The following is a 23,766-nucleotide window of genomic DNA, read 5'->3' on the forward strand; positions in this document are numbered from 1 at the left end:
GATTATGAACAGTGTATTTGTATATTGTGAAATTGAAGACGGTCATGTAGCTGAAGTCAGTCAGGAGTTGATGACCAAAGGACGTGGTTTGGCCAACGAATTAGGCTGTAAGCTCGAAGCTGTTGCCATTGGAAGCAAACTTGACGGAATTGAAAAACAAATTTTTCCTTATGGAGTAGATGTTTTATATGTTGCCGACGATGATCGTTTGGCTCCTTATACAACTCTCCCTCATACAAGCATCATCGTAAAATTATTTGAAGAAGAAAAACCGCAGATTGCCCTCATGGGTGCTTCTTCAGTTGGGCGCGATTTAGGTCCCAGGGTTTCTTCGGCCTTGCACAGCGGGCTTACCGCCGATTGCACCAGCCTGGTCATCGGTGAACATGAGGATAAAAAACAAGGAAAAACCTACGAGAACCTTCTTTACCAGATTCGTCCCGCTTTTGGGGGAAACATCATTGCGACCATTATCAATCCGGATTGTCGTCCGCAAATGGCCACAGTTCGCGAAGGTGTTATGAAAAAAGAAATCCTGGACCCCAAATATAAAGGGAAAATAGTCAAACTCGATGTTTCAAAGTACGTGAGCGATGCCGATTTTGTTGTGGAGATTATTGAACGGCATATGGAAAAGAGCAAAGTGAATATGAAAGCTGCTCCGATTGTTGTTGCCGGCGGTTACGGGATGGGATCAAAAGAAAATTTCCAGTTATTATTTGATTTGGCAGAAGTGCTGGGTGGCGAAGTAGGCGCTTCGCGTGCAGCCGTCGATGCCGGTTATGTTCCTCATGAACGTCAGATTGGACAAACGGGGGTGACGGTTCGGCCAAAACTGTATATTGCCTGTGGAATTTCAGGCCAAATTCAACATCGTGCCGGAATGGAAGAGTCGGCGCAGATCATTGCCATTAATACTGATCCGGAGGCTCCGATTAACGCGATTGCCGATTATGTAATTACCGGCGATGTGGCGGAGGTTATTCCGAAAATGATCAAGTATTATAAAAAGAATACCAAGTAATCATCTTTTAAAACTTTTTTAAATGGCTAACTTTTATACCGATAATAAAGACCTGAGATTTCACCTCTACCATCCGTTAATGGAGAAGATTGTCCGGTTGAAGGAGAGGAATTTCTCAGAAAAAGGAAAATTTGACTATGCGCCCATGGATCACGAAGACGCCATGGACAATTTTGATAAAGTACTTGAAGTTGTTGGCGAAGTTTGTGGCGAGATTATTGGGCCAAATGCCGAGTCAATCGATGCAGAAGGCCCTCAGGTTGCTGACGGACACGTTATTTATGCCCGAGGGACTGCTGAGAATATCGAAGCGCTGAATAAAGCCGGTTTAATGGGAATGTCGTTACCCCGGAAGTACGGCGGTCTTAATTTCCCCATCGTACCTTATATTATGGCTGCCGATATCGTTTCGCGCGCTGATGCAGGCTTTGTAAACATCTGGGGTTTGCAGGATTGTGCCGAAACCATCAACGAATTTGCTTCCGAAGAACAAAAAGAAAAATACCTGACCCGCGTTTGCCAGGGCGATACGATGGCCATGGACTTAACGGAGCCCGATGCCGGATCAGATTTGCAGGCAGTTCAGCTAAAAGCAACTTACAGCGAGAAAACCGGGAAATGGTTACTGAATGGAGTAAAACGCTTTATTACCAATGGCGATGGCCATATTTCATTGGTGCTCGCCCGCTCTGAGCCCGGTACCAAAGATGGACGCGGATTGTCGATGTTCATTTACGACAAAAATGACGGTGGTGTCACGGTTCGTCGTATCGAACATAAAATGGGGATCATTGGTTCTCCGACCTGTGAACTGGTCTTTAAAGATGCTCCCTCTGAGTTGGTTGGCGACCGGAAAATGGGTTTGATTAAGTATGTGATGGCCTTGATGAATGGCGCCCGCCTTGGAATTGCCGCCCAGTCGGTCGGTGTTTCCGAAGCCGCTTATCGCGAGGCATTGGCTTATGCCAAAGAACGTATGCAGTTTGGAAAAGCTATCCTGCGTTTCCCTGCCGTTTACGAAATGCTGGCTACCATGAAGGCTAAACTTGATGCTTCCCGGACCTTGTTATATGAAACAGCCCGTTTTGTGGATGTATATAAAACGTACATGCACATTGCCGAAGAGCGAAAGCTGGATAAAGATGAACGGGATGAAATGAAGAAATACCAGAAGCTGGCCGATTTTTATACCCCCCTGGTGAAAGGAATGGCGTCAGAATATTGCAACCAGTTGGCTTATGATGCGGTCCAGATTCATGGTGGTTCCGGTTTTATGAAAGATTACCCGGTTGAACGGCTCTATCGGGATGCCCGTATTACGTCAATTTATGAGGGTACAACCCAGCTGCAGGTGGTTGCAGCTATTCGTGGTGTTACAACAGGCGCCTACCTGGAACAAATTCGCGTTTACGAGGCGGAAAAAGTTGCCCCTGAATTAGAGCACCTGCGCCGTTCGTTGATTATTTTGACCGATGAATACGAACAGGCTGTAAGCAAAGTGTTGGCGATTAATGACAATGAGTTTATCGATTTTCATGCCCGCCGCATGGTCGAAATGGCTGGTTACATTATTATGAGTTACCTGTTGGTTTTGGATAGTAACCGGGAACCGGGCTTTCTTAAATCGGCAAAGAATTTCATTCATCTGGCTAAAGCGCAGGTGAAAGCCCATGCCGAATTTATTCGTTCCTCAGACCTGAGTGATCTGGGAACCTATAAATATGAAATGTAATAATTACTTTTCAGGATAATTTAATTGGAGAGGCCTCACTTAGCGTGGGGCCTCATTTTTTTGATTGGATACTTGTACCCGGTTCTAAAGATATTCATTGAGGGAAAGGGCATCGGGAATCAATCCTACCTGTCTGATTTATACTTTAATTTAACGTCCATCAGCTCACGCGCCAGTTTTTGCTCGCGGGTCAGTGCATTTTTGCGGTGTTTATCAAAATCTTCCTCTACTTCTGCCAGCCTGTTCTGGGCCGCTTTTGTGAGCATGTGGTTTCGTTTGAAGAGAGAAACCAGAATCGCACTGATCACCAGTAAGCAAAATATTAATCCCCACATGATGCTGTTATAAATGCTTTTTGATACGCCAACTCCGATCAGATTCATACTATCCTGTGCCTTTTGTGTTGCATTTAGAACTTCTGTCAATTTTTGAATTTCAGTGTCTCGTTCTGCCAGCGTATTACTGAGTTCTGTTATTTTCTGTTGATGAGTGCTTACGCTGGTTTTATACATACGGATACTATCCAGCGCGTTTTTTTTGAGCAGGTTCAGACTATTTATTTTAATCACCTTATAGTCTTCATAAGTATTCGACTTCGTGTGTAAATACTCAAACTGGCCTTTAATGTCTGTTGTGTCAAAAACTGCCTCCACCGTGCCTGTTTGGGAGAAGGCGAATGTGGGAACAATCATAATCGCTCCAAGCAAATACTTTCTCAGCGTTTTCTTCATTTCTGCAATTTTGTTATTTATTAATATCCGTGATTTAATAGTGGATCTGTTATTCCTGCTTATCGGGCTTATTGGTTACGAATAACCAGTAAAAACAGCCTAAAGCCAAAACGGAAGGTTTCTTTTTTTATTATTGACAATGGTGGCAGTAATAAAAAATAGGCATATAAAAACTACAGAATCAGCAACTTAATATTTCAATTGATTTTTTATTTGAAAAAAGCTTGCATTTGGTATTGCAGAACCGGAAAAGGTCTCTATATTTGCACCCGCTTTGAGAGACAAACGGGTTACACCGGGGGAGCTGAGAGCGGCGTTCTGTAAGGGTTTTGGGCGTTTTAGGTAAAGAAAAAAACTTTTAAAAAGGATTTGGAGATTACAAAAAAAGGCCATTACTTTGCAGCCGCAAAAACGAAGAGTTCACTGAAGGATTTGATGAGTTGGTTTTGAAACCCGGAGGGATTAATTTTCCGTAAGAATAGAAGCTGACTTCAGGCATAACAAGTTTGGGAAAAAAGTCAAAAAAAGTTTTGGCAGAAAGGAAAAGCTTGTTAACTTTGCCGCCCCGTAACGGTTGAACGGAAAAGATGAGGCGATCGTTAAGTGGGAAAAGAGAGAATGGAACAAGAAATTTGTCTGGTGCTTTGTTCTGCAAAGAGCAGGGTTTCATAGAGGCAAGCAAGATAGTAAACAAGTTCATTGACAATATTGAAAAGGTAGACAGATAAGGAATAGACGCAAGAATTAGCGAGTTTAATCACAGAGCTGGAAGACACATAAAAATTTCTTTACAACGAAGAGTTTGATCCTGGCTCAGGATGAACGCTAGCGGGAGGCCTAACACATGCAAGTCGAACGGGATTCACCTTCGGGTGATGAGAGTGGCGCACGGGTGAGTAACGCGTATGCAACCTGCCTTTAACAGGGGGATAGCCCGGAGAAATCCGGATTAATACCCCATCGTATTTAGATTCCGCATGGGATTTAAATTAAAGCTCCGGCGGTTAAAGATGGGCATGCGTGACATTAGTTCGTTGGTGAGGTAACGGCTCACCAAGACTACGATGTCTAGGGGTTCTGAGAGGATGATCCCCCACACTGGTACTGAGACACGGACCAGACTCCTACGGGAGGCAGCAGTGAGGAATATTGGTCAATGGGCGCAAGCCTGAACCAGCCATCCCGCGTGAAGGAAGACGGCCCTATGGGTTGTAAACTTCTTTTGTACACCAAGAAATGTCCGTACGTGTATGGATTTGACGGTAGTGTATGAATAAGCATCGGCTAACTCCGTGCCAGCAGCCGCGGTAATACGGAGGATGCAAGCGTTATCCGGATTCATTGGGTTTAAAGGGTACGTAGGTGGCTGATTAAGTCAGTGGTGAAAACCTGCCGCTTAACGGTAGGCGTGCCATTGATACTGATTAGCTTGAGTACAGTTGAGGTAGGCGGAATGTGTAGTGTAGCGGTGAAATGCTTAGATATTACACAGAACTCCGATTGCGAAGGCAGCTTACTAAACTGACACTGACACTGAGGTACGAAAGCGTGGGTAGCGAACAGGATTAGATACCCTGGTAGTCCACGCCGTAAACGATGCTCACTCGCTGTTTGCGATACACAGCAAGCGGCTTAGCGAAAGCGATAAGTGAGCCACCTGGGGAGTACGCCGGCAACGGTGAAACTCAAAGGAATTGACGGGGGCCCGCACAAGCGGAGGAACATGTGGTTTAATTCGATGATACGCGAGGAACCTTACCTGGGCTTAAATGGGGAGTGACAGCTGTCGAAAGATGGTTTTCTTCGGACACTCTTCAAGGTGCTGCATGGTTGTCGTCAGCTCGTGCCGTGAGGTGTCGGGTTAAGTCCCATAACGAGCGCAACCCTTACCGTTAGTTACCATCAGGTTAAGCTGGGGACTCTAGCGGGACTGCCACCGTAAGGTGAGAGGAAGGTGGGGATGACGTCAAATCAGCACGGCCCTTATGTCCAGGGCTACACACGTGTTACAATGGCCAGTACAAAGGGCAGCTACCGGGTGACCGGATGCTAATCTCTAAAGCTGGTCTCAGTTCGGATCGAAGTCTGCAACCCGACTTCGTGAAGCTGGATTCGCTAGTAATCGCGCATCAGCCATGGCGCGGTGAATACGTTCCCGGGCCTTGTACACACCGCCCGTCAAACCATGGAAGTTGGGGGTACCTGAAGTCTGTAACCGCGAGGAGCGGCCTAGGGTAAAACCAATGACTGGGGTTAAGTCGTAACAAGGTAGCCGTACCGGAAGGTGTGGCTGGAACACCTCCTTTCTGGAGCTTGATTAAACGCTTGTTCGGAGTTTATTTTTTATCACTACCTTTTTAAAAGATATAGCAGAGGTTGAAGTTTAAGAGACAAGACGAAAGACATTAGACTGAATATACAAGACTGTACACCACAATCTAAAGTCTTGGGGTCTGATATTTTAAATCTGACATCTGAAATAACAGTCTCGTAGCTCAGCTGGTTAGAGCGCTACACTGATAATGTAGAGGTCCCCAGTTCAAATCTGGGCGGGACTACCGCAGTGGTAGAATGTTCGGAATATCGGAAAGTTAGGGTATCGGAATAGGAAGGCATTCCAATCTTCAGGATACCAATATTCCAATCTTGAAAACCGGGGGATTAGCTCAGTTGGCTAGAGCGCTAGATTTGCATTCTAGAGGTCAAGGGTTCGACTCCCTTATTCTCCACAAGAAAAGAGTCGTGAGCGATGAGATATGAGTCGCGATTCGGAATAAGATAAGAGAATAAAAGTAGTAAAGACAAGACGTTCAAAATACATATTGGAACAAATGATAGGCCAGGTGGGCGTAAGTTTCGGTTCGAGTCCGGAAGTATCAACGTAAAGAAGTTAAGAGAGAGTATTTAAGTCTCAGGACTCATAACTCGCAACTCGTGACTTATTTTAAAGTTCTTTGACATATTGGGAAAAAGAGAATGTGAAGTACATTCGACCTTAAAGATTAAAAAATAAAGGAGAAAGTTAATAAGGGCGTACGGGGGATGCCTTGGCTCTCAGAGGCGAAGAAGGACGTGATAAGCTGCGATAAACTGCGGGGATTGGCAAATACGAATTGATCCGCAGGTTTCCGAATGGGATAACCCTTCCGGGTAACCGGAAATCCAATTATATTGGAAGCTAACCCAGGGAACTGAAACATCTAAGTACCTGGAGGAAAAGAAAACAAAAGTGATTCCCTAAGTAGTGGCGAGCGAACGGGGAACAGCCTAAACCAGCTTTGTTTCGGCAAAGTTGGGGTTGTAGGACCACGGGATTTGTATTAACACGGAAGTGGAATATTTTGGAAAGAATAACCAAAGGAGGTGAAAGTCCTGTACACGTAAAGTGTTGATATGATAGTGGTATCCTGAGTAGGGCGGGACACGAGGAATCCTGTCTGAATCTGCCGGGACCATCCGGTAAGGCTAAATACTACTGAGAGACCGATAGTGAACAAGTACCGTGAGGGAAAGGTGAAAAGCACCCCGAACAGGGGAGTGAAATAGTACCTGAAACCGTACGCTTACAAGCGGTTGGAGTCCGGCAACTGCCGGATGACAGCGTGCCTTTTGCATAATGAGCCTACGAGTTAGTCGTCACTGGCAAGGATAAGTGTTTCAGACACGGATCCGAAGCGAAAGCGAGTCTGAACAGGGCGCTTAAGTCAGTGGCGCTAGACGCGAAACCTTTGTGATCTACCCATGGCCAGGTTGAAGGTCCGGTAACACGGACTGGAGGACCGAACCAGGGAGCGTTGAAAAGCTCTTGGATGAGCTGTGGGTAGGGGTGAAAGGCCAATCAAACTGGGAAATAGCTCGTACTCCCCGAAATGCATTTAGGTGCAGCGTCGTAACTGAGTCTTATAGAGGTAGAGCTACTGATTGGATGCGAGGGCTTCACCGCCTATCAAATTCAGACAAACTCCGAATGCTATAAGATGCTTTACGGCAGTGAGGGCATGGGTGCTAAGGTCCGTGTCCGAGAGGGAAAGAACCCAGACCATCAGCTAAGGTCCCCAAGTGTATGTTAAGTTGGTTTAACGAAGTCTGATTGCTTAGACAGCTAGGATGTTGGCTTGGAAGCAGCCATTCATTTAAAGAGTGCGTAACAGCTCACTAGTCGAGCGATCGGGCGTGGATAATAATCGGGCATCAAACATACCACCGAAGCTATGGATTTATGGTAGGGGAGCATTCCAGTCAGCGTAGAAGGTGTAGCGTGAGCTATGCTGGAGCGTCTGGAAAAGCAAATGTAGGCATAAGTAACGACAAAGGGGGCGGGAAACCCCCTCGCCGATAGACTAAGGTTTCCTGATCAACGTTAATCGGATCAGGGTTAGTCGGGGCCTAAGGAGGAGCCGAGAGGCGCATTCGATGGATAATCGGTTAATATTCCGATACTTTTTTATACTGCGATGGGGAGACGAAGTGATGACAGGTCCGCCAACTGACGGAATAGTTGGTTAAAGGGTTTAGGTGATGATAAGGGCAGGCAAATCCGCCCTTTGAGCTGAAACCTGACAGTACCGTGAGCCTTCGGGCAAGCGGATAGTGACCGTAAGGGCTTCCGAGAAAATCCTCTAAGCATCAGGTATAAAGAACCCGTACCGCAAACCGACACAGGTAGTCAAGGAGAGAATCCTGAGGCGCTCGAGTGATCCATGGCTAAGGAACTAGGCAAAATCGACCCGTAACTTCGGGAGAAGGGTCGCCCGCTGCAAGGCGGGCCGCAGTAAAAAGGCCCATGCGACTGTTTATCAAAAACACATGGCTTTGCTAAATCGAAAGATGATGTATAAGGCCTGACACCTGCCCGGTGCCGGAAGGTTAAGTGGGGATGTTATCGCAAGAGAAGCATTGAAATGAAGCCCCGGTAAACGGCGGCCGTAACTATAACGGTCCTAAGGTAGCGAAATTCCTTGTCGGGTAAGTTCCGACCTGCACGAATGGTGTAACGATGTGGGCACTGTCTCAGCCATGAGCTCGGTGAAATTGTAGTATCGGTGAAGATGCCGATTACCCGCAACGGGACGGAAAGACCCCGTGAACCTTTACTGCAACTTCACATTGATTCTGGGTAAGTGATGTGTAGGATAGGACGGAGGCAATGAAGCGGGTTCGCCAGGATTCGTGGAGCCATCCTTGAAATACGTCCCTTTGCTTACTCGGGACCTAACCCCCTTACGGGGGGACAGTGTGTGGTGGGTAGTTTGACTGGGGTGGTCGCCTCCAAAAGAGTAACGGAGGCTCCCAAAGGTGCCCTCATGACGATTGGTAACCGTCAGGAGAGTGTAATGGTATAAGGGCGCTTGACTGTGAGACCGACAAGTCGATCAGGTAGGAAACTAGGGCATAGTGATCCGGTGGTTCCGCATGGAAGGGCCATCGCTCAAAGGATAAAAGGTACTCCGGGGATAACAGGCTGATCGCTCCCAAGAGCTCATATCGACGGAGCGGTTTGGCACCTCGATGTCGGCTCGTCACATCCTGGGGCTGGAGAAGGTCCCAAGGGTTGGGCTGTTCGCCCATTAAAGTGGCACGCGAGCTGGGTTCAGAACGTCGTGAGACAGTTCGGTCCCTATCTGTTGTGGGCGTTGGAAATTTGAGAGGACCTGCTGCCAGTACGAGAGGACCGCGGTGGACATACCTCTAGTGTATCAGTTGTGACGCCAGTTGCATTGCTGAGTAGCTATGTATGGAAGGGATAAGCGCTGAAAGCATCTAAGCGCGAAGCCTCCCTCAAGATGAGATTTCCTTTAAGGGTCGTAGCAGACGACTACGTTGATAGGCTGCAGGTGTAAAGGCGGTAACGTCATAGCCGAGCAGTACTAATTACCCGAAGACTTTCCCTGGGTTTTTAAGGTCAAAGGTTACTTCACATTTTTCCCGGTATGTTTAAAATATTAAGCTTCATCCGGCAACTGCCTGAACAGGTTGCAATCAACAGGTTGCAGTCAACGAAGCGTGAATAATATTTAAGTGTTGTGTATCCCCGGTAAGGGGAAAAGCAAAAAAGATTTAGGTGATTACAGCGGCGGGGTTCCACCTCTTCCCATTCCGAACAGAGAAGTTAAGCCCGCCAGCGCCGATGGTACTGCATTTATGTGGGAGAGTAGGTCGTCGCCATCCTTTCCAAACCCTGTGTTCTCCAGAGCACAGGGTTTTTTTTTGACAAATGACGGCTGTCCAAAAACATATATTCCATATCCCCCAAAACAATTTGAGATCAAATTTTCTAAAACTTTTAAGGGTTTATCTTGTTAATCTTGAAGAACATAAAAACATTTAGAAATGGAGAGACGAAATTTTATACAGCTGGTTGGAACAGCTGCGGTTGCCACACCTATTCTCGGATCGGCGCTGGCGGCATGCAGCACCGAAAGTAAAAAGTTTGAAGGACATACCTTTACCGATTTACCCTATGCTTATAATGCATTGGAGCCATACATCGATGCCGAGACCATGGAATTGCATTACGATAAGCATCACCGCGGGTATTTTAATAACTTTACGAAAGCCATTGAAGGGACTGACCTTCAGGAAACACCCCTGGAGCAGATTTTTGCAAAAATAACCGATTACGACGCGGTAATTCGCAACAACGGAGGAGGCTTTTACAACCATAAATTGTTTTGGGAAAATATGACCAATGAGGCCGGAGAGATCCCGGATGAGTTAGGGAAGGCAATTTCTGACAATTTTGGCTCAGTTGATGGGTTTAAGGGAGAGTTTGGGAAGGCAGCCAAAACACATTTTGGCAGTGGCTGGGCCTGGCTGGCCATTGATGAAACCGGAAAGCTGTTTGTCACCACTTCAGCCAATCAGGATAACCCACTCATGAACAATGCCGCAAAAAAAGGTAGACCATTGTTAGCCTTGGATGTATGGGAGCACGCCTATTATTTGCATTATCAAAACCGCAGGGCCGAATACGTTGATAATTTCTGGCATGTGGTGAATTGGGAAGAGGTGAACAGAAGATATCAAAATGTGTAGCAATTCAAGCCGGTTTTTAGCCGGTTTTTTTGTTACTTTAAGTCTTCGAAATTTTGCGAAATGATACAAAAAATCACCTTGGTCGGAGCCGGAAACCTGGCTACACAATTAGGAAAATCCGTACATAAAGCAGGTGTTGAAATTGTTCAGGTTTACAGCCGGACAGAGGAATCTGCCAGAAATCTTGCAAGCTTGTTGAATTGTGGATTCACAAACAGCATCGACAAAATCGATTTGTCGGCTGATTTAATTCTCGTCTCGTTAAAAGATGATGCTTTTGAAGAAGTACTTGCCAAACGCGATTGGCGAAATTCTTTTATAGTACATACAGCCGGAAGTATACCAATGGATGTGTTGGCAAAGTTTACTGAGCGTTTTGGTGTGTTTTATCCGCTGCAAACATTCTCGAAACAGCGCGATGTCGATTTTTCGCAGATTCCGGTTTGTCTGGAAGCCAACTCCCCCGAGCTGTTAAACCGTTTAAACCAATTAGCAGGCCAAATTTCCGGAGATATTCGCGAAATCAACTCCGAACAACGCAAAATTTTGCATTTGGCTGCCGTGTTCACCTGTAACTTTGTAAATCATTTTTATTATTTGGGAGATCGCTTACTCGGACAACATGGTTTGGATTTTGATTTGTTAAAGCCTCTGATTAAAGAAACGGCAAACAAAGTTATGAACTTTAGTCCTTTTGACATGCAAACCGGTCCGGCCAAACGCTTTGATGAAACAATCATTAACAAGCATTTAAATTTACTCGACAACCAGCCCGAACTCAGGAAAATCTATAATTTTGTATCCGAGAGTATTTTCCTGGCCCATAAAAAGAACTGCGATGACATTTTTTAAAGATAAGCTAAAGCACATTAAGGCATTTGTTTTCGATATCGACGGCGTTTTGTCAAGCGATACCTCTCCGTTAAATGAAGACGGAGATCCGGTTCGAACGGCGAATGTGAAAGATGGGTATGCCCTCCGAAATGCGCTGAATATGGATTATCAAATCGGAATTATTACAGGCGGGGCCATTGACCGGGTGCGTTTGCGCTATGAAAAGCTTGGCGTGCCCCACATCTACATGGGGGTGAGAGATAAGGTGCAACCATTGTATGATTTCATGGAAAAAACCGGTTTGAAAGCCAACGAAGTACTCTATATGGGTGATGATCTGATCGACTATCAGATTATGTCGCTGGTAGGTTTTCCCTGTTGTCCGTTGGATGCCGTTCATGAAATAAAAGAAATTTCTTTGTATATTTCAGATAAAAAAGGGGGAGAAGGCTGTGTCAGGGATGTGATTGAACAAGTAATGAGGGCCCAGGATACCTGGATAAATGAAAAATCGTATTATTGGAGGTCAATTTGATGGTACTGAAAAATCTGGAAAATTACAGACTTGTTTTAGCGTCAAAGTCTCCCCGCCGACAAAGTTTGTTGCGTGGCTTGGGACTCGAATTTGACGTTCGTCCTGCCGATCTGGAAGAGTTTTATCCGGATGAACTTGGAATGACTGCCATTCCGGTTTACCTGGCCCAGTTAAAAGCTGATGCACTGAAGGACACTTTGCAGGACAATGAACTGTTAATCACAGCTGATACCATTGTTTGGAAGGATGATAAAGTGCTTGGAAAACCCGGGTCAAAAGAAGAAGCCATCCGAATCCTGAAAGAATTATCGGGAAGTCAACACCAGGTGATTACCGGTATGCACCTGCAAACCACAACAAAAAAAATCTCATTTCATGCCGTAACCGAAGTTTGGTTTGATGAATTGACCGACGAAGAAATTTTATGGTATGTTGACCAGTATAAACCATACGACAAGGCCGGCGCCTACGGAATACAGGAATGGATCGGTTATGTCGGGATTAATAAAATTGAAGGTTCATTTTACAATGTCATGGGCTTGCCGGTCCATAAACTTTACCAATATTTGAAAGAATTTTAGTTATTTCATGCATAAAATACTGCTCAGTTTAGCCTTTACCCTGCTCATTTGCCAGTTGTCTGCAAAAGAAGGCATGTGGATACCAACCTTAATGGAAAAATTTAATATCGAAGACATGCAGCAGATGGGATTCAGCTTGACTGCCGAAGATATCTACAGCATAAACCGGAACAGCATGAAGGATGCCGTTGTTTTGTTTGGTTCCGGATGTACCGGCGAACTGGTTTCGGAAGAAGGATTGTTGCTTACCAACCATCATTGCGGTTATTCGGCTATTCAGTCGCACAGCTCGGTTGAGCATGACTATCTAACTGACGGTTTTTGGGCCATGTCGAAGGAAGAAGAGTTGCCAAATCCGGGTTTAATTGTCCGTTTTTTGGAGCGGATGGACGATGTGACCGACTCAATTCTGGCAGGAACTGAAGGCCTGGAAGCTGATCAGCTGAAGACGAAAATTGCAAAAAATACAAGATCGGTCGAATCATTTTTCTCTGAAAAAGGAAAGTTCGATGCAGTTATTAAACCGATTTTTCATGGCAACCAATACTTTGTTTACGTCTATAAAGTGTACAGGGATGTTCGTTTGGTAGGCGCTCCCCCCTCATCCATCGGAAAATTTGGAGGGGATACCGACAACTGGATGTGGCCCCGTCATACAGGCGATTTTTCAATTTTCCGGATTTATGCCGACCAAAATAATGAGCCTGCTGAATATTCAACGGATAATATTCCCTATCGTCCGAAGTCTTTTTTCCCGATTTCAAAAAAAGGAATCGGGCAAGACGATTTTATTCTGATTTTTGGTTTTCCCGGAAGCACAGAGCAGTATCTTCCGTCACAAGCGATTGATCTGGTGATGCACCAGTCCAACCCGGATAAAGTGAAAATACGGACAGAGAAGCTGGAAATAATGGCCAGACACATGGATGCAGATCCCAAAGTACGCATTCAATATGCATCGAAATACGCGCGGACCAGTAATTCGTGGAAAAGATGGCAGGGCGAAATAAAAGGACTGAAACGGATGAATGCGCTCGAACTTAAACGATCTTTTGAGCAGCAATTTGAGAACTGGTACGAACAAAACGATACTCTTAAAAATAGTTATTCCGGAATTTTACCTCAGTTTGAAAAACTTCATATCGAACTGACTCCGTACAACAAGGCGCATAATTATTATGATGAAATTGTATTCCGGGGAACCGATATTTTTTCATTGGCGGATAATTTTCCCCGAAACGGGAGCGGGTGGTCTTTAATCAACGAAGATCTGCTTCGGAAATACAAGGAGGAGCTGAATAACCGGATCCGCGAGTATTTTAAAGATTACGACCAAAAAGTCGACGAGGAAGTATTTGTTCGTTTGATGCGGGTATTGCAATCCGATCTGGATCCATCCTTCCTGCCAACTGGTTTTCGCGAACTGATAAGTTTACACGATGATGAAAAACTGCTGGATAAAGTTTACCGGAAATCTGTTTTTACCGATGAAAAAAAATTACTCGATTTGGTAGAACAACTCGATGAAAAGACGATCGGAAAATTGCAAAAAGATCCGGTGATGGCCTTATATAAAGAACTTCGCAGTTATTATGCCCGGAATGTAGAATTGGTTTACCAAAGCATCCGCAGTGAAATTGACGCGTTGCAGCAAGTTTACATGAGAGGGATCATGGAAATGCAAAAAGAACGGGCGCTTTATCCGGATGCCAACCTGACTTTGCGTGTGGCTTACGGTAAAGTGGAAGGATATAAGCCAGCCGATGGGGTTGTATATAAGCATTATACTACCTTGAAAGGTATTGTGGAGAAAGACAATCCGCTTATATACGATTACAATGTCCCGCAGCGGCTACGCGAATTATATGCCACTAAAAATTACGGCGATTATGTCAGTGAAGGGGAGTTGCCGGTTGCTTTTGCCGCTTCTGTCCACACCACGGGTGGAAATTCAGGAAGCCCGGCAATTAACGCGAATGGTGAGTTGGTTGGGATTAATTTTGACCGTTGCTGGGAAGGAACCATGAGCGATATCATGTACGATCCGGATGTTTGCCGGAATATCATGATTGACATCCGTTATGTTCTCTTTTTAATTGACAAATTTGCCGGCGCCAGCTATTTGCTCAACGAAATGAAGATTGTTGCAGAATAGACAGTTCATCCTTTTCGATCGTAAAATTACATTGATACCAGTGTCTGTTCAAAAATGATATGCAACAAAATACAGTATATAAGATCAGGTTAATCATAAAAGCACGGACTTTTCTTTCTCACTCCGAATCTCCTAAAGCGACGGACATTTAAGGCATGTATTATTTCTTAAAAAGAATTGGAAATGGTTAAATTTTGTCAATTTGTTACTTCAACCACCGGTCGCGGTTTTCGGCAATAAATTCATCGTCGTTCAGGTGCGGGTATGCCCTGTAAACCCGGTCGATTTCCTCTTTTTGTCCCGGCGAAAGGGTCTCCTTTTTATTCAATGTCCATATTCCTTCGAGCAGCCCCTGGCGGCGTAGTACTTCGTGGATGCCGGCAATACAACCTGCAAAGTGGTTGGCCGCATCGAAAAAGGCCGCATTACAATCGGTAACCTGCACTCCTCGCGCCAGTAATTCACCGATGTTTTCGTTTACCGCCGGGGCACGTATGTCATCAAGCAGTTCAACTGCTTTTTTTGTCCACACAGCCCAATGTCCCAGCAATCCGCCACAAATACGTTTTGTCACCAAGGTTCCTTTTTCGTCTGACAGCTTATATGCAGTCAACAAATCAGCTACAATATTATCATCATTCCCGGTGTAAAGGGCAATTTCGCCTGCCCGTCCCGATTCGATGACTCCACGTACCACGTCGAGTGTCTGGTAGCGGTTGAAAGGCGCCATTTTGATAGCCACTACATTTTCAATGCGGGCAAATTCACGCCAGAAATCTACGTTGAGTTTTCTTCCGCCAACTGCCGGCTGAAGGTAAAAACCCACTACCGGGATGATTTCGGCTACTGCTTTGCAGTGTTCGAGCAATGCTCGGTTCGATGCTTCTTTGAGCGCTCCCAGGCTTAACAAAACGGCATTGTACCCCAGGCCGGCGGCCAGGCTGGCTTCCTGCACTGCCTGAGGGGTCGGGCCCATCGCCCCGGCGATCAGTATTTTTGTACATTGATTCTTTTCTGTGAACCGGGCATGTTCTTCTTTTGCTATTTCAAGTATGGGTTTGAACAACCCGATTTCAGGCAGTCGTATTTCAAACTGGGTGGTATGTACCGCAACGGCCAACCCGCCTGCCCCGGCATCAAAATAATAACGCAATAGTGCTCTTTGTCTGCGTTCGTCCAATTGCCTGTTTTTGTTTAATGCCAGAGGGAGCGCCGGAATGACCATGCCTTTATGCAAGGTTTCCAATAGGTCTTTGGATAAAGGCCTCTCCCCAGCACTCTCCAACGGAGATGGGGACTGATCGGCGCTTTTTGTCAGCTTTTCTTTCATTTTTTCCTTTTTATTTTCTTACTGTATTCTGCTTGGTTATTGTTCTCTTACCCTTCCTCCTTCGGTGGAGATGGAGGAGGCTAATATTTTCCATCCCTTACTTCAAAATGGGTTTGTTTGTTCAGTAAACGGTTCCCGTGGCTTATCCAACCGGCAATCCACCGGATGATGAGATCGACGTTTACCTTGGGTTTTCCGAATAAACAATGGGAAAATGACGCATTGCTGAGCAGGGCTGTGGAAGATTCCTGGCCGACAATTTTTGGGGATTTACCCAAAAGTTCCCCAAATTTAAGAGCAACCTGTCTGACAGAAAGAGTTTCAGGCCCCGTCAGGTTAATTATTCTGGCCGGGCTGCTGCAATGTTGAAGCGACAAAAGGGTCATGGCATTCATATCGCCCTGCCAGATCACGTTAAAATAACCCATCGACAAGTCAAGAGTTTCCTCTTTTTGTATCTTCCGGGCAATATCGACTAAAACGCCATAACGCATTTCTACTGAATAATTCAGCCGGATCAAAGAAACGGGAGTGCCGTATTTTTTACTGCTGTATTCAAACATCCGCTCCCGGCCAAGACACGACTGGGCATATTCGCCAATCGCTTCCGGTCGGTCGGTTTCGAGCGACCCGCCAGAGTTTATATCCACCAGCGGGTACACGCAGCCGGTTGAAAAGGCAACAATTACCGAGTCTTTATAATGTTCGGCTACCAATGCCGGCACGTAGGTGTTCATGGCCCAAGTGAGGGAGAGGTTCGATTCGGAGCCGAATTTCATACCTGCCAGAAAAATAACATTCTTTACTTTAGGAAGGCTTTTTACGAAATCCGGGTCAAGTAAGTTGCCCCGGAGGGTTTCAATGCCAAAGTTTTCGATTTCTTTTTGTTCTTTTTCATTACTGAAGCGGGACAGCCCGATGATCCGACGGGGAATGCCGGCCTGTTCGCTGGCCCTTTTGGCCATCCGCGCTAATGAAGGGCCGATTTTCCCGGCAATACCCAGAAAAAGGATGTCCCCTTCTAGGTTTTTAAATAATTCAACAACCTCAATCGTGGGCGCCGAAAGGAGTTCTTCCAGTTGCTGTTCGTTTGCAATGGTTTCAGGATATTCGGTCATCGGTAGGTTTCTCCTATTCTTAAAATGATATTTTTATAGATAGTCACTGCGTCCCTGATCTTTTCGATATAACAAAACTCGTCGGTCTGGTGTGCCATTTCAGGCTGACCCGGTCCCAAAATGACCGTAGGTACGCCTCCGTATAATGGTTGCAACACAGCCCCGTCGGTCATGTAAGGTAGCGACTTCCGGTCGACCCCTTTATGAGGATCGATACCGCACACATCGTAAACAAGCCGTACAAAAGGATCCGATTCGCCAGTACTGACCGGCAAAAGGTCGACCAGTTTCCCGATGGACACTTCGGATTCCATTTTCAGTGAAAGACGCTCCAGCAGGTCAGTATGACTGACTGTTGCTGTAGAGCGGATGTCGATAGTAAAAGTAGCGCTGTCGGGGACCGAGTTCAGGTTTTTCCCGCCACTAACCATTCCGACATTGATGGTCGGCCATCCGTGCAATGTATCATATTCGACATTAAACCGGAATTTTTCGATTTGGCCGATTGCCCTTGCCACTTTGTAGATAGCGTTATCGCCCAGATTGGGCATGGATGAGTGGGCTGTTTTCCCTGACGCGGAAACATTCAGGTACAAAGCTCCTTTATGTCCGATGGCAGGGATGTTGGAAGTGGGTTCGCCCACAATAATAGCGCTTGCCCGGCCCACATCGCAGCAGGTGTCGGCCAGGTGTTTCGCTCCATGGCAACCGGTTTCTTCGCCGGCAGTAAAAATAAGCCGGATGCCCCCCGGTGGAACAGCTTCACGAAATGCCTGTACAGCGGCACAAATCATGGCGGCCAGCCCGCCTTTCATGTCGCTTGAACCCCGCCCGTGTATTTTCCCTTCTTTTATCGTTCCTGAAAAGGGATCTTCAACCCAATGTCTTGCCCCCAGCGGAACGGTATCGAAATGGCCAGTTAAAACGAGTGGAGGGAGATCGCCGGAAAGCCCTTTTCCCGCAATCAGGGTCAAACGGCCAGGCGCCAACTCATCGTATTTTACATTGAAACCGTTTTCAGCCAGAAGTTTACCGGTAAAACGGGCAATTGCCTGTTCGTTTCCCGGGGGATTGATGGTATCAAATGAAATAAGTTTTTGTGTAAGTGCAATAACATCGTCAGTAATCATATTTTGTTCTTTTTCCCGGTTGTTTTCTATTCAGAATATCCCTCTTTTCTTAATGCAGATTTAGGTAAAAATGAAATAAACGCTACCCCGGCCAAGGCCACACAAATCAGTATCATAAAACCCAGCTTGTAGCTTTTAGTTGGTTTTATTGATAATGTGTATCAGATTCTTTTGGTCAGTCCGGTTTTCATAGCTAAAGTCGATGCGGTCGTTCATAATACTCAGCGATCTGAAAACCTGTTCGATTGGTTTGTATTTCAGAAAAGTGCCTGAAAATTCGAGCTCTTTGAGTTTCTCGTCTTTAAACCGGATCTCAACGTTGTACCATCGCTCCATCTTTTTGGCAATTTCTTCCAGTTTTTCATTTCTGAATACGATTTTACCATCTTTCCACGAGGTATAGAAGTCGGTATTTACCATTGAAATCTCAGGTGTGTTATTGTTTGCAACGGTAATACTTTGGCCCGGCGCCATGTTTCTGGTCCATTTCTCGTCGTCTGATCGGAGTAAAACAGATCCATCGACCAGGGTGATGTTGGTATGCTCGTCGCCTGAATAGGCCGAGATGTTGAAGGAGGTTCCCAAAACCTCGACCGAAAGTTTTCCGGTATTTACCACAAAAGGTTTGCGTTTGTTATGAGTAACTTCCATAAATGCTTCTCCGTCAATAAAAACCTTGCGAGACGACTGGTCAAATTCAATAGGATATTTAAATACGGAGCCTGAATTCAACCAGATTTTTGATCCGTCGGAAAGCACAACCTGGGTCATTTGCCCCGGAGGTACAACAATTTCAGTATAACGGGTTTCTGTAAACGAGCCGGGGAATAGCGTGTGGAGTAAAGCCCCCGACAAAACAGCGACCAGAATTACGGCGGCGCGTACCCACGTTCTGCGCGGCAGCTGTATAATTGGATATTCATGTTTCCGGAGCCGGTATTCGAGCCTGAGTTTTGCTTCCTTCTTGTCAAACAGGTCCCACCGGAAAACTTTTTTCAGTTGGCCCTTTACTGCTGTTGCCCAGTAAAGGTCAGATTCCGCTTCACCAAATCTTCCAAATAAAGTTTTTTTTTCAGCATTGTTGTTGTCCGGATCGTGTAGTCCGGAAACCAGATCTTCCCAATAGCTATAATCGTCGTTCACGTTAACTTATTTTCACCATTGACGAAAAATGGTGGGAATAGGGTGACAATATTTTAAGAATATTTTCAAAAAAGTTAGATCTTACTGCATGAAAAGAAGAAAATAGATTGTTTTTTGTGGTACGTTTAATTCGTCTTTTAAAAATTTATAAGAACGGGCCATTTGTGTCTTTACTGTATTGATCGATATATCAAGCTCTTCGGCAATCCGGTGATATGATTTATCTTCGAATGCTGCCATTTTCAGGATTTTCCTCCTTTGTTCTGGCAGTTTGTTGATCGCTTCGTACAACCTGGTCATCAGGTCTATATCATCCGTTTCATCAGTCGATTCCTCGGAAGCGAAATCCGGCACGGTTTTCAAATCGGATAATTGAAGCTGTTTTTTACGCAAATAGCTGATGGCCGAATTTTTAACCACTGTGACTAAATAGTTACGGAGTGATGATTTAATGTCAAGTGACTGATGTTCCTCCCAGATTTTTGCAAAACAATCGATTACAATATCTTCAACTAACTGGGTGTTTTTAAGATAGGGTAAAATAAACGAGCACATGGGCTGATAATAAAAATCGAACATTTTATCGAAAACCGATTTGTCGCCTTCACGGATTCTTTTCCAGTCAATTAGTGTAGCCATGTGATTCTTTAATGAATACGGTTAAAATTAAGAATTTATCGGTTAAAATTAAGAATTTATTTTAGATCGTCTTCATTACCAGTAATGATGGTGGTTAAGCTTCTCCGATGGCAGGCGCCGCCAATCCGACTTTTGTTCACGGGAATCTTATATATTTGCTGTACGATGGCAGCAAACAATCCGGAAAATAGTGATCAGTTTTTGCTCATTGCTTTAAACGACGGGCAGGAAAAGGCCTTTGATTTTATTTTCAGAAAATATTACAAAGCCCTTTGCGCACAGGCAAACACCTGGGTCAATGATTTGGACCTGGCGCAAAGCCTGGTGCAGGATTGTTTTATCAAACTGTGGGAAAAGCGCAACCAGTCGGCTTCGATTGAAAATCTTTCATCTTATTTGTCATTTATGGTGCGCAACCGGTGTATCGACCACATCAGGCGTCGGCGCCATCAACCGGAAGAAAACATGGAAGGCCGCGACGAGGCTGACGACCGTTTTTCCGATACGCTTTTACTTTCACACGAATTTGAAGAAAAGATGACGCAAGCCTTGGCATTGTTGCCCGAACGGTGCCGCATCGCTTTTGAATACAGCCGGTTCGAAAGCCTCACCTATCCCGAAATTGCGAAAAAGATGGATATTTCGGTCAAAGCAGTTGAAGCCTTGATTACCCGCTCATTAAAAATACTCCGGATAGAGCTGAAGGACTATTTGCCGGTCATTATTTTATTGTACCGGATAACGCATTAAATTTATGTCAGCGTTTTTTTGAATTCATTATCATTTTCCGGATAACCATTAAAACCGAAGGAATGAAAAACTTTTTCATGATCATGATGCTGTTATTCCTGCACACGGCCCTTTGGGCGCAGGACCGGATTACCGGGCTAAACTTCGCCACCCGCAGCGAGGTGATTGCTCAAAACGGAATGGTCTGCACCAGCCAGCCGCTGGCCACACAGGTAGCGATCGATATTTTAAAATCGGGAGGAAATGCCATTGATGCCGCCATTGCTGCCAACGCGCTTCTGGGTTTGGTAGAACCCACGGGAAATGGTATCGGCGGCGACCTTTTTGCCATTGTTTGGGATGCAAAAACCCGGAAACTTTATGGTTTGAATGCAAGCGGACGGTCTCCTTTTGAATTAACGCTCAGCTATTTTAAAGAGAATGGTTATCAGAAAATCCCGCCGTTGGGGCCCTTGCCGGTTTCGGTGCCGGGTTGTGTTGACGGCTGGTTCGAACTGCACAAGAAGTTTGGTAAAATACCCATGAACGAGATCCTCGCTCCAACAATCCGTTATGCGCAAAACGGATTTCCCGTTTCGGAGTTGATCGCTTATTACTGGAAGCGAAATGCCGAAATGCTCAAACAATTTCCGGGTTTTGAAGAAATCTTTATGCCGGGCGGTAAAGCTCCTACGAAAGGCGAAATTTTCAGAAATCCTTACCTGGCACAAACGATGGAATTGATCGCCCAACAAGGCAGGGATGTGTTTTATAAAGGTGAAATTGCCGAAAAGATTGTCGGCTATGTCCGCGAACAGGGCGGTTTTCTAAACATGAAAGATTTCGAAACCCATACATCGGAGTGGGTGGATCCGATATCAACCAATTACCGTGGGTTTGATGTTTGGGAACTTCCGCCCAACGGACAGGGAACAGCCGTACTTGAAATGCTGAATATTTTGGAGAACTTCGATATTTCGTCGATGGGTTTTGGTTCACCCGAATACATCCATCTGTTTATCGAAGCAACAAAGCTGGCGTTTGAAGACCGGGCCAAATATTATTCCGACCCCGATTTTAACCGGTTGCCGGTAACCCGCTTGATTTCGAAAGATTACGGGAAAGAGCGGGCCCGGCTGATTGACACGGGGCGGGCAGCTAAAAGTTATCCGGCCGGCCTGGAACAGGGAAATACCATTTACCTCACCACCGCCGATCAGGAAGGGAACATGGTTTCGCTTATCCAAAGCAATTACCGGGGCATGGGCTCGGGCATGACCCCGGGGAAACTGGGTTTTATTTTGCAGGACCGGGGCGAATTGTTTGCCCTGGAAGAAGGTCACATGAACGTTTATGAGCCGCACAAGCGGCCGTTTCACACCATCATTCCGGCCTTTGTCACAAAAGACAGCGAGCCGCTGATCAGTTTCGGGGTGATGGGCGGTTCCATGCAACCGCAGGGGCATGTTCAGATTATTTGTAATATCATCGACTTTGGCATGAACCTCCAGGAAGCCGGCGATGCTCCCCGGATCAGGCATGAAGGTTCAAGCGAGCCTACCGGAGAAAAGATGACCGACGGAGGGGTGGTGTCTCTCGAAAGCGGGTTCAGCTATCAAACAATCTGCGAGCTGATCGGTAAAGGGCATCAGGTTCAATTCTCGAAAGATGGTTACGGCGGTTACCAGGCCATTATGCGCGATAGCCGGCACAAAGTGTATTTCGGCGCGTCTGAATCGCGGAAGGACGGGCAGGCTGCCGGGTATTAAGAATTTCCAATTTTCATGTAGGGTATCCTGCCACCTGTTTCGTCCTGAATAAAAACAGGAGAATTTTAACGTGGAAAAGAAAGATATTGAAACCTTACTGATCAAATCCTTTACCGGGCAAACCAACAAGGAAGAGGAGCAAACCATCGTTGAATGGCTTACCGGTCCGGAAGAGAACCGAAAGACGTTCGAGGCTTACAGGAAACTGTGGGAAAACTCAAAAACATTGGCCCTGTCGGATGCCGTTGATGTAGAATCGGCCCTCCGTCATACCAAACGCCAAATCCCGCAATTCCAAAAGAAAATCCGGTTACTCAGCTATTGGAGGCAGGCTGTGGCAGTGCTTGTGCTTTCTGTGCTACTTTCTTCAGCCTATCACTTTCTGATGAAACCCGGCCACAGCACGACTGAACAAACCGTTTATCAGGAAATAAAAGCGGCTTACGGCACACAAACCAAATTTCAACTGGCCGATGGAACCACTGTTTGGCTGAATGCCGGGAGCAAACTAAAATTTCCGATTTCTTTCGATGGAATGGGCGAACGGAAAGTCAACCTGGTTGGCGAAGGTTTTTTTGAAGTTGCAAAAAATGAAAACCAGCCCTTTATTGTCCATGCGCTGCAAATAGACGTTCAGGTTTTGGGCACCTCATTCAACGTGAATGCTTATGAAAATGAAGATGAGATTACGGTGGCGCTTGAAGAAGGTAAGGTCAGCCTTTTGAAATCCGTCAACGGCAAAACCAGGGAAATGGTCAGCCTCAACCCCAATGAGGTGGCAAGTTACAACATACCAAACAATAAGATTATCCACAAAGAAGAAAAGGACCTCGACCGCTACACCGCCTGGAAGGACGGAAAGATTGTGTTTTTCAACGATCCTGTTGAAAAATTGGTTTCCCGCCTCGGGAACTGGTATAATGTTGACATTGAGGTTGCCGATCGTCGTTTACTGGCATATCATTTTACCGCAACATTCAGCCACGAATCCCTTGATCAGGTACTTAAATACCTGAGTATATCTACTCCAATGAACTATGAATTTATCATGCCGCCAAAAATGGATAACGGGGAAGAACAACGTACAAAAGTTATCCTGTTTGGCAGATAACGAAGGATAACAAAAATAGAAAGCCTATGATATAATACCGTTTTACGAAGAACAGGAAAGTGGTTGCACACTTCCCTGTTGATGTTTCACCTGAATGACTGGTTCAGGTAATGTTACAAGTTATAAACTTATACCGTTTCAAAGTTATGAAAAAAAATGTAAATGCGTCG

The 23,766-nt window shown here is 45.5% G+C and carries 17 protein-coding genes, 2 tRNA genes and 3 rRNA genes; 15 read left to right on the plus strand and 7 right to left on the minus strand.

Going from position 1 to position 23,766, the window contains the following annotated elements; genetic code table 11:
• The first annotated feature begins 4 nt into the window (after positions 1-4).
• Together AC6H3C_RS09810 and AC6H3C_RS09815 are read left to right on the plus strand one after the other, a co-directional pair.
• Positions 5-1,024: an electron transfer flavoprotein subunit alpha/FixB family protein gene (locus tag AC6H3C_RS09810; RefSeq protein ID WP_497520596.1), complete on the plus strand. Its 1,020-nt coding sequence runs from the start codon at positions 5-7 to the stop codon at positions 1,022-1,024.
• Positions 1,025-1,046: 22 nt separating this feature from the next.
• Positions 1,047-2,756 carry an acyl-CoA dehydrogenase family protein gene (locus AC6H3C_RS09815; protein ID WP_497520597.1) on the plus strand — a complete coding sequence of 570 codons (1,710 nt, stop codon included), beginning with the start codon at positions 1,047-1,049 and terminating at the stop codon, positions 2,754-2,756.
• 125 nt (positions 2,757-2,881) lie between these two features.
• Here AC6H3C_RS09815 and AC6H3C_RS09820 read toward each other — a convergent pair whose 3' ends face one another.
• Together AC6H3C_RS09820 and AC6H3C_RS09825 are read right to left on the minus strand one after the other, a co-directional pair.
• A complete protein-coding gene (locus AC6H3C_RS09820) occupies positions 2,882-3,487 on the minus strand; it encodes a hypothetical protein (RefSeq protein ID WP_497520598.1) in 606 nt (201 codons plus the stop codon).
• A 376-nt stretch (positions 3,488-3,863) separates the two neighbouring features.
• Positions 3,864-4,142 carry a hypothetical protein gene (locus AC6H3C_RS09825; RefSeq protein ID WP_497520599.1) on the minus strand — a complete coding sequence of 93 codons (279 nt, stop codon included), beginning with the start codon at positions 4,140-4,142 and terminating at the stop codon, positions 3,864-3,866.
• 135 nt (positions 4,143-4,277) lie between these two features.
• Here AC6H3C_RS09825 and AC6H3C_RS09830 point away from each other — a divergent pair.
• The 10 genes from AC6H3C_RS09830 (at position 4,278) to AC6H3C_RS09875 (ending at position 14,627) form a co-directional block, all read left to right on the plus strand.
• Positions 4,278-5,793: ribosomal RNA gene (locus tag AC6H3C_RS09830) — 16S ribosomal RNA — on the plus strand.
• Positions 5,794-5,971: 178 nt separating this feature from the next.
• Positions 5,972-6,045, plus strand: a tRNA-Ile gene (locus tag AC6H3C_RS09835).
• Positions 6,046-6,142: 97 nt separating this feature from the next.
• Positions 6,143-6,216, plus strand: a tRNA-Ala gene (locus AC6H3C_RS09840).
• A 286-nt stretch (positions 6,217-6,502) separates the two neighbouring features.
• Positions 6,503-9,378, plus strand: a 23S ribosomal RNA gene (locus AC6H3C_RS09845).
• 166 nt (positions 9,379-9,544) lie between these two features.
• Positions 9,545-9,655: ribosomal RNA gene (gene rrf / locus AC6H3C_RS09850) — 5S ribosomal RNA — on the plus strand.
• Together the 16S, 23S and 5S rRNA genes with 2 tRNA genes alongside form the textbook arrangement of a ribosomal RNA operon.
• A 162-nt stretch (positions 9,656-9,817) precedes the next feature.
• On the plus strand, positions 9,818-10,522 hold the full coding sequence (locus tag AC6H3C_RS09855) for a superoxide dismutase (protein ID WP_497520600.1): 705 nt from the start codon (positions 9,818-9,820) through the stop codon (positions 10,520-10,522).
• A gap of 60 nt (positions 10,523-10,582) precedes the next feature.
• The gene (locus AC6H3C_RS09860; protein ID WP_497520601.1) at positions 10,583-11,374 is read left to right on the plus strand and encodes a Rossmann-like and DUF2520 domain-containing protein; all 792 of its coding nucleotides are present in this window, start codon (positions 10,583-10,585) and stop codon (positions 11,372-11,374) included.
• Positions 11,361-11,891, plus strand: a complete 531-nt coding sequence (locus tag AC6H3C_RS09865; RefSeq protein ID WP_497520602.1) for a KdsC family phosphatase — start codon at positions 11,361-11,363, stop codon at positions 11,889-11,891. The genes AC6H3C_RS09860 and AC6H3C_RS09865 overlap by 14 nt, the downstream gene beginning before the upstream one ends.
• Positions 11,876-12,472, plus strand: a complete 597-nt coding sequence (locus AC6H3C_RS09870; RefSeq protein ID WP_497520603.1) for a Maf-like protein — start codon at positions 11,876-11,878, stop codon at positions 12,470-12,472. Before AC6H3C_RS09865 ends, AC6H3C_RS09870 begins: the two co-directional genes overlap by 16 nt.
• A 7-nt stretch (positions 12,473-12,479) precedes the next feature.
• Positions 12,480-14,627, plus strand: a complete 2,148-nt coding sequence (locus AC6H3C_RS09875) for a S46 family peptidase (protein ID WP_497520604.1) — start codon at positions 12,480-12,482, stop codon at positions 14,625-14,627.
• 205 nt (positions 14,628-14,832) lie between these two features.
• Here the strand turns inward: AC6H3C_RS09875 and AC6H3C_RS09880 are convergent, their stop codons facing one another.
• From AC6H3C_RS09880 to AC6H3C_RS09900, 5 genes are all read right to left on the minus strand, one after another.
• Positions 14,833-15,957, minus strand: a complete 1,125-nt coding sequence (locus tag AC6H3C_RS09880; protein ID WP_497520605.1) for a dihydrodipicolinate synthase family protein — start codon at positions 15,955-15,957, stop codon at positions 14,833-14,835.
• A gap of 80 nt (positions 15,958-16,037) precedes the next feature.
• Positions 16,038-17,075: an NAD-dependent epimerase/dehydratase family protein gene (locus AC6H3C_RS09885; RefSeq protein ID WP_497520606.1), complete on the minus strand. Its 1,038-nt coding sequence runs from the start codon at positions 17,073-17,075 to the stop codon at positions 16,038-16,040.
• Complete coding sequence (locus AC6H3C_RS09890) at positions 17,072-18,205, minus strand: M20 family metallopeptidase (RefSeq protein WP_497520607.1); 1,134 nt, start codon at positions 18,203-18,205, stop codon at positions 17,072-17,074. Before AC6H3C_RS09890 ends, AC6H3C_RS09885 begins: the two co-directional genes overlap by 4 nt.
• A 135-nt stretch (positions 18,206-18,340) precedes the next feature.
• Positions 18,341-19,348 (minus strand): FecR family protein, encoded by a 1,008-nt coding sequence (locus AC6H3C_RS09895; protein ID WP_497520608.1) that lies wholly within the window; start codon positions 19,346-19,348, stop codon positions 18,341-18,343.
• A gap of 81 nt (positions 19,349-19,429) precedes the next feature.
• Positions 19,430-19,987, minus strand: coding sequence for an RNA polymerase sigma-70 factor (locus tag AC6H3C_RS09900; RefSeq protein WP_497520609.1), 558 nt, complete (start codon positions 19,985-19,987; stop codon positions 19,430-19,432).
• 165 nt (positions 19,988-20,152) lie between these two features.
• Between AC6H3C_RS09900 and AC6H3C_RS09905 the strand changes: the two genes are divergently transcribed.
• The 3 genes from AC6H3C_RS09905 to AC6H3C_RS09915 all read left to right on the plus strand — a co-directional run bounded on the left by AC6H3C_RS09905 (position 20,153) and on the right by AC6H3C_RS09915 (position 23,596).
• Positions 20,153-20,737 (plus strand): RNA polymerase sigma-70 factor, encoded by a 585-nt coding sequence (locus AC6H3C_RS09905; protein WP_497520610.1) that lies wholly within the window; start codon positions 20,153-20,155, stop codon positions 20,735-20,737.
• A gap of 62 nt (positions 20,738-20,799) precedes the next feature.
• Positions 20,800-22,485 carry a gamma-glutamyltransferase gene (gene ggt / locus AC6H3C_RS09910; RefSeq protein WP_497520611.1) on the plus strand — a complete coding sequence of 562 codons (1,686 nt, stop codon included), beginning with the start codon at positions 20,800-20,802 and terminating at the stop codon, positions 22,483-22,485.
• Positions 22,486-22,555: 70 nt separating this feature from the next.
• On the plus strand, positions 22,556-23,596 hold the full coding sequence (locus tag AC6H3C_RS09915; RefSeq protein ID WP_497520612.1) for a FecR family protein: 1,041 nt from the start codon (positions 22,556-22,558) through the stop codon (positions 23,594-23,596).
• Positions 23,597-23,766: the final 170 nt, after the last annotated feature.

This window comes from Gaoshiqia sp. US2 (assembly GCF_059705485.1).